This is a genomic window from Primorskyibacter flagellatus (assembly GCF_900176485.1).
Classification (GTDB): Bacteria; Pseudomonadota; Alphaproteobacteria; order Rhodobacterales; family Rhodobacteraceae; genus Primorskyibacter; species Primorskyibacter flagellatus.
In genome coordinates, this window is the sequence record NZ_FWYD01000027.1 from 37,538 (window position 1) to 47,410 (window position 9,873).

The 9,873-nt window shown below is 57.9% G+C and carries 8 protein-coding genes and 1 pseudogene; 5 read left to right on the forward strand and 4 right to left on the reverse strand.

The genetic code is table 11. The annotated features are described in order from the left end of the window. Positions 1 to 5 precede the first annotated feature (5 nt). The 3 genes from B8991_RS19015 to B8991_RS19025 form a co-directional block, all read right to left on the reverse strand. Positions 6 to 971: a PDR/VanB family oxidoreductase gene (locus B8991_RS19015; protein ID WP_084354873.1), complete on the reverse strand. Its 966-nt coding sequence runs from the start codon at positions 969 to 971 to the stop codon at positions 6 to 8. Then, a complete protein-coding gene (locus tag B8991_RS19020; RefSeq protein WP_084354874.1) occupies positions 968 to 1,576 on the reverse strand; it encodes a dimethylamine monooxygenase subunit DmmA family protein in 609 nt (202 codons plus the stop codon). Before B8991_RS19020 ends, B8991_RS19015 begins: the two co-directional genes overlap by 4 nt. A 74-nt stretch (positions 1,577 to 1,650) precedes the next feature. Beyond that, positions 1,651 to 2,787, reverse strand: a complete 1,137-nt coding sequence (locus tag B8991_RS19025; protein ID WP_084354875.1) for an aminomethyl transferase family protein — start codon at positions 2,785 to 2,787, stop codon at positions 1,651 to 1,653. 331 nt (positions 2,788 to 3,118) lie between these two features. Between B8991_RS19025 and B8991_RS19030 the strand changes: the two genes are divergently transcribed. From B8991_RS19030 to glnT, 5 genes are all read left to right on the forward strand, one after another. Continuing rightward, entirely contained in the window at positions 3,119 to 4,714 is a 1,596-nt protein-coding gene (locus tag B8991_RS19030) for a trimethylamine N-oxide permease (RefSeq protein ID WP_084354882.1), read from the forward strand. 143 nt (positions 4,715 to 4,857) lie between these two features. Next, positions 4,858 to 5,787, forward strand: a complete 930-nt coding sequence (locus tag B8991_RS19035; RefSeq protein WP_084354876.1) for a class II glutamine amidotransferase — start codon at positions 4,858 to 4,860, stop codon at positions 5,785 to 5,787. Position 5,788: 1 nt separating this feature from the next. After that, positions 5,789 to 6,472, forward strand: a complete 684-nt coding sequence (locus tag B8991_RS19040; protein ID WP_084354877.1) for a GltB/FmdC/FwdC-like GXGXG domain-containing protein — start codon at positions 5,789 to 5,791, stop codon at positions 6,470 to 6,472. Between the two features lie 11 nt (positions 6,473 to 6,483). Further along, positions 6,484 to 7,824, forward strand: coding sequence for an FMN-binding glutamate synthase family protein (locus B8991_RS19045; RefSeq protein ID WP_084354878.1), 1,341 nt, complete (start codon positions 6,484 to 6,486; stop codon positions 7,822 to 7,824). A gap of 106 nt (positions 7,825 to 7,930) precedes the next feature. Beyond that, a complete protein-coding gene (glnT, locus tag B8991_RS19050) occupies positions 7,931 to 9,286 on the forward strand; it encodes a type III glutamate--ammonia ligase (RefSeq protein WP_084354879.1) in 1,356 nt (451 codons plus the stop codon). A gap of 452 nt (positions 9,287 to 9,738) precedes the next feature. On the opposite strand, the pseudogene glyA reads toward glnT, so the two are convergent. Continuing rightward, positions 9,739 to 9,873, reverse strand: a pseudogene (gene glyA / locus B8991_RS22065) (serine hydroxymethyltransferase); the annotation flags it as partial.

Consider the following 9,873-nt stretch of genomic DNA (forward strand, 5'->3'; position numbering starts at 1 on the left):
TCTCCCTATCGGTCCAACACGATAATCCTGCCCTCGAATCTGCTGACGCAGGGCATGATTTTCTTGCCGCTCTCCTTTTCGTCGTCCTCAAGCCAGTGATCCCTGTGCAGGATCTCTCCATCGGCTTCCAGAACGTCCGTTTCACATTGCCCGCATGCACCGCCGCGGCACAGATACGGCGCATCGACACCGGCAGCTTCAATCGCTTCAAGCAAGCTCTGGTGTTCGCCGACTTCGAACTCCAGGTCGGACTTCGCCAGTTTCACCGTGAACGGCTTGCCAGATTGCGGGGCGAGGAATTCTTCGTAATGCACCGCTTCGCGCGGCCAACCCAGGCGCTCTGCCGTGTCGCGCACCCAGTTGATCATGCCTTTGGGGCCGCAAATGTAGATATGCGTACCCAGGGGCTGGCCATCCAACAGGTTTTCCAGATCAAGGGCTTGCCCGTCATCGTCGAAATAGACATGCACATTGTTGGGATGCGCCGTCGTCAGATCGTCGACATATGATCCCAACGCCTGATTGCGACAGGCATAGTGCAGCTCGAAGCGCCCGTTGGTGGCAGAAAGTTGTTTGATCTGTGCCAGAAACGGGGTGATCCCGATGCCGCCCGCGATCATCAGATGCTTGTGCGCGCGCAGGTCCAGCGCGAACAGGTTGACCGGATAGCTGATCACCATCTCATCGCCGATCCGCACATTCTTATGCAGGAAAAGCGACCCGCCCCGCCCGGCATCGTCCCGCCGCACCGAGATGGTATAGGCATGACGGTCTGCCGGGTCCGACATCAGGGAATAGGGGTTCAGGCGGGTTGTTTCGCCATCCTTCATCTCGATCACGGTATGTGCCCCGCCCGAGAATGTCGGTAGCAATCCGCCATCCGCGCGCTCGAACTTGAACCGCGTGACCAGCTCATTAAGCGGTACGATGTCGGTGACAACGACGCCAATCTTGTTGGTTCCGGCGCTCATGAGTACAACTCCCGCTTTGGAGGCACGTTGCCTGGGTCTTCGGCATCAACACAAACGCCCTGGAACGCAGCGATCCGGCGGGAATAATGATCGCGCACAAAAAGGTTCAGCCCGCAATGCGAGCATGTGAACGGATCTGTCACAACATTTTCGGTGATGCCCTTGCAATGCACACATTGCATGCGCCGCGCGACAGAACCACGATGTTCGGTCTGGATTGCGGTATGCGGAATGCCGGCGTTGGTGGCTTCTGACATTGCCTGCCCCATCAGCCCTTCGGTGCCTGCCAGGTAGACCTGCAAACCCATATGGGCGTCCTGCAATATCCTGCGCAGACGCGGGACGGCCGCGCTATAGCTTGGCCCGACATAGAGTTTGGAAGGTGAAAATGCCTTTAGCTTTTCAGCATACCCGGTGTCGTCTGCGGCAGGGAAATACATGATATGGGCATGCGCGATCAGATCTGGATCTTTTTCCACAAGATCAAACAGCGCCTCGGCGCCCTCGGCGTCCGCGATCATCAGATGGTGCTTGCCGGATCGCGGCTCCAGCGTTCCGTAGACGGGTCTGCTTGTGATCGATGGCGGGAATTTGAACGTGCTCATCCTTGATTAACTTCCCCTGCTGGTATGATTATTTACAAAGGCGCGGCGTATTGAACGCCGCGCCGAAGCTGTGATCAACCCTTGGCCGTACGGCGCTTTTTGTCCGGGTCGTGGAATGGCAGCGAATGTGCAACGCATTTGATCTCGCCGCTTTCGTTCTTCACGGTCATCTGGGTGCCATCCACCGCGCAATCAACGGGCATCCGGGCGATGCCGACGTTCCACTCGTTCAGCGGTGAATACATCCCGATCGTCACGACGCCCACCTGCTTGCCGTCCTTCAGCAAAGGCGCGCCTTCTTCGGCAGGCTCTTTGCCTTCCAGTTTGACACCGTAGATCTTGAACCGCTCCTTGCCTTTGAGGCGGTAGTGTTCCTCGGCACCGCGGAACCCGGTCTTGCCCGGCGATACGGTGAAATCCAGGCCCAGCTCCCAAAGCGTATCGCCGGCCTTTTCATTCTCGAACGGATACATTTCCGAGTTGTCATACGGATAGAACAGCAGATAGCTTTCCGCACGCAGCAGATCGAGCGTGGTGAAACGTGTCGGGATGATGCCCTTGGGCTTGCCCTTTTCAACCAGCGTATCCCAGATATGCGGTGCGTCCTGCCCGCGGCAGAAAATCTCGTAGCCGCGCTCACCGGTATAGCCCGTGCGCGAAATCGTCACCGGCTTGTCGAACAGTGTCGTGTGCTGGTGGCTGAAATAGACCTGATCGCGAATGCCCGGCACGCCCTGCTCTTCCAGGAAGTCGACGGCTTTCGGACCTTGCAACGAGATGTCGTGCAGATTGTCGTCGAAACGCACATCCACGTCGCGACCCGTTGCCGCCATGGTCAACTGCTCATGGCCGCCGCCCGTACCGTGAACGACCATCCAGGAGTTCGGCCCCATCCGGTAGATCACGCAGTCGTCGATGAATTTGCCTTCATCATTGAGCATACAAGCATAGGACGAACGGCCTGGCTTGATCTTCTCGACGTTGCGCGTGGTGGCGCGGTCGATCACATGCGCGGCATGCGGGCCGACCAGATGCACCTTGTGCAGCCCGGAAACGTCCATGAACCCGGCATTCGTCCGAATCGCCATGTATTCCTCGGTCTGGTCCTTGTCATAGGTCCAGGCCGTACCCATTCCGCCCCAGTCCTCCAGATTGGACCCCATTGCGCGGTGACGGTCGGCCAGGGCCGAAAACCTCCAGGATGCTGTCATGTCAAACTCCTTGATTCACTACGACCACTGACGCGCAGAGGCCGTTTCATTCAATTCCGGGCCTGGGGCGATAGCCCCAGCCGATGAAACCAAACCAAGCCTAACCATCTTCCAGCCCATATTAGCGAAAAATTACTGAAGGCGTTGGCTGCAAAATTCATCGGCATCCCTCTGAACAGTTGACAGGTGTAACTCAAAAAAAGCAATACTTAACGAAAAATAGTTTCCTGACAGGCAAGTTTTGCCATACTTAATGATCGAACGGGCCGAGCTTTCGAAAGAAACTTACCACCGCAAAAACGATAAAAAATCACCAACAAGGAGCAACATGATGGTTTCAACAACCGAAAACGCCACGCAATCTGCGGGTGATGGCACCCTCCACCGAGCGATCGGGTGGAAAGACGCCTTCTGGATGGCCTCGGGCGTGCCTGCACTCGTCCTGTTTTCCATTGGAGGAATCGCCGCAACAGTAGGAAACCCGTCCTGGGCCATATGGATGCTTTCCGTGTCCTTCGGCTTCCTGCAAGCCTTTGTGTATGCCGAAATCGCCGGGCTTTTTCCCAGCAAATCCGGCGGTGCGTCGGTCTATGGGGCCGCTGCATGGGTGCGTTATTCCAAGGTGATCGCGCCCCTGTCGGTCTGGTGCAACTGGCTGGCCTGGACGCCGGTTCTGGCGATCGGCGGCGGTCTGGCGGCGGGATATGTCCTGACGTCCCTGTTCGGAGCCGATGCGACCGTCAACGCGTGGCAGATCACACTGCTTAATCTGGATTTTCTGAACGAAGGTCTGACCCTTCGGATCAACGCCACCTCCATCGTGGGCACCGTGATTTTGCTGCTGGTTTTCATGGCCCAGCATCACGGCATTTCCCGCGCGGCCAAGATCCAGACAATCATGGGCGTCGCCGTGATGATCCCGCTCCTTATCGTGGGGCTTGTACCGATTCTCTCTGGTGATGTTCTCTCGACGAATCTCCTGCCCCTCGTTCCCAACACGGGATCGTGGAATATCGAGGGCACAACGCTGTTCCTCGGCGGGTTGTTCATCGCCGCATGGTCTGCATATGCCTTCGAAACCGCGATCTGTTATACCAGCGAATTCCGCGACCCACAGCGTGACACCGTTCGTGCGATCATTGCGGCGGGGGTTGTCTGCGTCGTGATCTACACGCTGGTCCCGATCAGCTTTCAGGGCGTTCTGGGCGTTGAAGGCATGCTGGAGCCCGGAATCGTTGACGGCTCTGCCGTGGCAGGTGCCATGGCCGGCATGGTCGGCGGTGGTTCCATCATTGCCAAGATCATGGTTGTGATGCTGTTTCTGGCACTGGTGCTGGCCATCATGACATCGATGGCGGGATCGTCACGGACACTGTATCAGGGATCGGTGGATGGCTGGTTGCCGAAATTCCTGTCGCGCACCAACGAGCACGGCGCGCCGGTCAACGGCATGTGGACTGACCTTGGCTTCAACCTGATCCTGCTGATGATGTCCGATTACCTGTTCGTCCTGGCGGTTTCGAACTGCTGCTATCTGGTGTTCAACTTCCTGAATCTGCATTCGGGCTGGCTGCACCGGATCGACAACGCCAATGCAACACGACCCTGGAAGGCCCCGACGATCATGCTTTGGATCGGTGGCGGACTTGCCTTCGTGAATGCGGTTCTGCTGGGTGCCGGAGCGAACGTATGGGGTGAAGGCACGATGCGCTCTGCGATCATCGCGATCGCGATCATTCTGCCCGTCTTCGCCTATCGTCACTATATCACCGACAAAGGTCAGTTCCCCGCCAAGATGCTTGAGGATCTTACGATCGGAGGCAACACGGATATCAAGATCCGTAAGGCGGGCATGAAGCCTTATCTTACGCTTGCGGCCGGGATTGCGGTGGTCATAGCGGCCAATCAGATCTTCCAACTTGGGTAATCGTTGTTGAATCCACCCCCACGGCGCGCACGAAATCAGCATGTGCGCGCCGTTCCTCTTGTGAAAATAATATTCTTCCTAGTTGAATATTCTTTTGCCGAGTGCTAACCTAGAAAATGAAACTCGCAGAAAGGATCAAAGCGATGTGTGGTATCGTTGGACTCTTCCTAAAGGATAAATCGCTCGAACCTAAATTGGGCGAAATGTTGACCGATATGCTTGTGACCATGACCGACCGGGGTCCCGATAGCGCCGGGATCGCGATCTATGGCAACGGGTCTGATGAAGGCGCCAAGATCACGGTGCAATCCGACAACGCAGACAAGGACTTTGCCTCGATCGGTGACGAACTGGGTCACGCGATCGGTGCCAATGTCAAAGCCGAGCGCAATGACACTCATGCCGTTCTGTCGATGCCCGCCGACAAGATCGCCCATGCCAGAGAGATCCTGAGCGAAATCCGCCCGGACGTCCGGGTGATGAGTGCCGGCTCGTCGCTTGAGATCTACAAGGAGGTCGGCCTGCCAAAGGACGTGGCGGCCCGTTTCCACGTCGAGAAGATGAGCGGAACGCACGGCATCGGTCACACGCGCATGGCAACCGAATCGGCTGTCACCACAATGGGTGCACACCCGTTCAACACCGGTTCCGATCAGTGTCTCGTGCACAATGGTTCCTTGTCGAACCACAATTCCCTGCGCCGCAAGCTGCGCCGGAACGGCATCCTCATTCAAACCGAAAACGACACCGAAGTGGGTGCAGCCTATCTGACATGGAAGATGCAGAACGGTGCCACACTGGGCGAAGCTCTCGAATCCTCTCTGGATGATCTCGACGGCTTCTTTACGTTCGTCGTGGGCACAAAGGACGGCTTTGGTGTCGTGCGTGACCCCATCGCCTGCAAACCCGCCGTCATGGCAGAGACAGATCAATATGTCGCTTTCGGATCGGAATACCGTGCGCTGGTAAACCTGCCCGGCATCGAGACCGCCCGCGTCTGGGAGCCGGAGCCAGCGACCGTGTATTTCTGGTCCCATAGCGACGATCCCACCAAAATCGAGAAGGCCGCCTGAGATGCAGACCATAGACCTTGAGGCAAAAGGGCTTCGCGCCCTTAACGAGCAGCTGCACGCCCAGACTGCTGACACCAACCAGACCGCATGGGAAATTGTGAACGCCAGAGGCAGCCACGCCATTGCGGTCGGTCTGGACGCTCCTATCGAAGTGACGGTCAAGGGATCGACCGGATACTATTGCGGCGGCATGAACAAGCAGGCGACGATCAATGTGCACGGCTCTGCCGGGCCTGGCGTCGGTGAGAACATGATGTCCGGCACCATCGTCGTTGACGGCGACGCCAGCCAGTATGCCGGTGCGACCGGTCACGGCGGATTGCTTGTCATCAAAGGCAATGCGTCTTCGCGTTGCGGTATTTCGATGAAGGGCATCGACATTGTCGTGCATGGCAATATCGGCCACATGTCGGCCTTCATGGCACAATCGGGCAACCTTGTGGTGCTCGGGGATGCCGGGGATGCGCTTGGCGACAGTTGCTATGAGGCGCGGCTTTTCGTGCGCGGCAAGGTCAAGAGCCTCGGCGCGGATTGCGAAGAAAAGGAAATGCGGCCCGAACATATCGAAATCCTCAAGGATTTGCTGGAGCGCGCAGGTGCCGATGCCAAGCCGGAAGAATTCACCCGCTATGGCTCGGCTCGCAATCTTTACAACTTCGACGTCGATAACGCGTCGGCCTACTGAGGAACATGTCCATGAAAGACCAGGAACACAGAGGCATTCCGCAGACGACGCCGCGTCAGTCCGCGACATTCTCACAGGACGTCAACAGCGACATCCGCCGCGCCGCCGCGACGGGTATCTATGACATCCGCGGAGGTGGCGCGAAACGCCGCGTCCCCAACTTCGACGATCTGCTTTTCATGGGTGCGTCTATCTCGCGCTATCCGCTGGAGGGCTACCGGGAGAAATGTGAAACGAAAGTGACGCTTGGCACCCGTTTCGCGAAAAACCCGATCGAACTTGATATCCCGATCACCATCGCGGGCATGAGCTTTGGCGCGTTGTCCGGTCCTGCGAAGGAAGCTCTTGGCCGGGGCGCAAACGCAGCGGGCACTTCGACAACCACCGGCGACGGCGGCATGACCCCCGAAGAGCGCGGGCATTCCTCCAAGCTGGTCTATCAGTACCTCCCCTCGCGTTACGGGATGAACCCCGACGATCTGCGCAAGGCCGACGCCATCGAAATCGTCGTCGGACAAGGTGCAAAGCCCGGCGGCGGCGGCATGCTGCTGGGGCAGAAGATTTCCGACCGTGTGGCGGAAATGCGCAACCTTCCGAAAGGGATCGACCAACGCTCGTCCTGTCGCCACCCCGACTGGACCGGCCCCGACGATCTTGAAATCAAGATCCTCGAACTGCGCGAGATCACCAACTGGCGCGTGCCGATCTACGTCAAGATTGCCGGTGCACGGCCCTATTTTGATACCACGCTTGCGATCAAGGCAGGTGCCGACGTCGTCGTGCTGGACGGCATGCAGGGTGGGACGGCTGCCACACAGGATGTCTTTATCGAACATGTGGGACAACCGACTTTGGCTTGCATCCGCCCCGCCGTTCAGGCCCTTCAGGATATGGGAATGCACCGCGAAGTGCAGCTTGTGGTCTCCGGCGGTATCCGGTCGGGTGCCGACGTGGCCAAGGCGCTGGCACTGGGTGCAGACGCCGTGGCAATCGGGACCGCCGCGCTGATCGCGCTTGGCGATAACGATCCCAGATGGGAAGCGGAATACAACAAGCTCGGCACGACAGCAGGTGCCTATGACGACTGGCACGAAGGGCGCGACCCTGCCGGGATCACCACGCAGGATCCCGAGTTGATGGCGCGTTTCGATCCGGTCGAAGGTGGGCGTCGCCTGAAGAACTATCTCAAGGTGATGACGCTTGAGGCTCAGACGATTGCACGGGCCTGTGGCAAAAACCACATGCACAACCTGGAGCCGGAAGATATGGTTGCCCTCACAATGGAGGCCGCCGCAATGGCGCAGGTTCCGCTGGCGGGGACCAACTGGTATCCCGGCAAAGGCGGCTTCTGAAGCACAGATCATGCGACACCTGTCCGGGTGTCGCATTTTTCACATTGGGGACGGACCGCAAAAAGGCCGCCCAAACAAGCCAAGAAACTGGGAGAGAGTTCTGATTATGGCAAAAGATCAACTTGTTCAGACATCTGAAATAGACCTTGAGGCGTGGGGAAAAGAGCGCGGCATCAAGTATTTCATGGTCAATTTCACCGATCTTTTGGGAGCGCAGCGCACCAAGCTGGTGCCGATCCGCGGGATTGCGGGAATGCAGGAAGGCGGCGCAGGTTTCGCGGGTTTTGCCGGCGGTATGGATTACACGCCTGCCCATCCGGACATGTTGGTGATGCCCGATGCCGATGCCGCGATTCAGGTGCCTTGGCAGCCCGACATGGCGTGGGTTCCTGGCAACCCCGTGATGAAGAATGAATATTCCGCACAGGCACCCCGCAACGTGTTGCGCAACCAGATTGCCGAAGCGGCAGAGCTGGGCCTGCACGTCAAAATTGGTGTCGAGCCGGAATTTTCCCTGCTGACACCTGATGGCAAGGCGCTGGCCGATGAGCTCGATACGCGGGTCAAGCCCTGCTACGATCAGCAGTCGATGATGCGGAACTATCACATCATCCGTGAGATCAGCGAATACATGCTGCAACTCGGCTGGGGCAACTACCAGAACGACCACGAAGACGCCAACGGCCAGTGGGAAATGAACTGGGATTTCGACGATGTGCTTGCGATGGCCGACCAGCTCAGCTTCTTCAAGTTCATGGCGAAATATGTCGCTGAAAAGCACGGTATGCGGGCAAGCTTCATGCCCAAACCATTGCCGACCCTGACGGGCAATGGCCTGCATGCGCATATCTCGGCTTGGGACGGAACGGGCGAGGATGCCAAAACCAACCTCTTTGCCGGGTCCGATGACACTCCGACAGGACGGTACGGTTTGTCCGAAACCGGCAAACACTTCCTTGGCGGTATTCTCAAACACGGAAGCGGCATGGCCGTAATCTGTTGCCCAACCGTCAACAGCTACAAGCGTATCGGCGCGCCAAGCACTGCGTCCGGATCCACATGGGCACCCAACAGCGTGACCTGGGCCGGCGATAACCGCACGCATCTGGTGCGCGTACCCGGCGGCGGACGCATGGAACTTCGTCTGCCCGACGGCTCCACAAACCCGTATCTGATGCCGGCCGTGATCATGGCGGCAGGGATTGACGGTATCCGCACCAAGGCCGATCCCGGCGAGGCCAAGGAAATCGACATGTATGTCGATGGCCATCAGGTAAAGGACGCACCGAAACTGCCGCAGAACATGCTGGATGGTCTGCGCATGTTCGAGGCGGATAACGTCCTGACTTCAGCGATGGGTGACGAATTTTCCAGCGCCTTTCTCAAGCTGAAGAATAAAGAGTGGGGCGAGTATTCAAGCCACTTCACCGAGTGGGAAAGACAGCACACGCTGGATATCTGACCTTCAAGAAACGAAGCTATAGAAAAAACCGCACCGACCGTCAGCGTCAGGTGCGGTTTTTGTTTGGATCTACCTGTCGAGCTGCCCCAATGCACGCTCAGCAGTATGGCAACGTCATAATGTTTGGCTGAAGCGTTCAGAAACCGACCTTTTCTTGTCGCCGCCGACTCTTTCAGAGGGAGGTGCATTCAAGCACGACGACAAGAACCAGAACGAGTGAGGGGCCAGCCCCTCACACGCCCCGGAGTATTTCCGCCAATGAGAATTTGAACGAAGGCCTGGCGAGCGAAGGCGGGGGTCGGGGTTACGGAGGCTGGAATATGGTTTCCCACGCCTCGACCGACTGGTTCTGGCCGACCCGTCTCTGCATTTTTTTGCTACAGAAAGTCCGCCGGAACGTCTTTTTACCTGCCCCCGACGCCTGTCTTGGGGCAGGTCTTTTGCGTTTTGTTTCAGATGCCTGGGTAGATCGGGAAGCGTTTGCAAAGGGTTTCGACTTCGGCCCGGACCTTGGCTTCGACCTCTGTGTTGCCGTCTTCGCCATTGGCTGCGAGGCCGTCGACCACCTCGATGATCCAGTCGGCGAT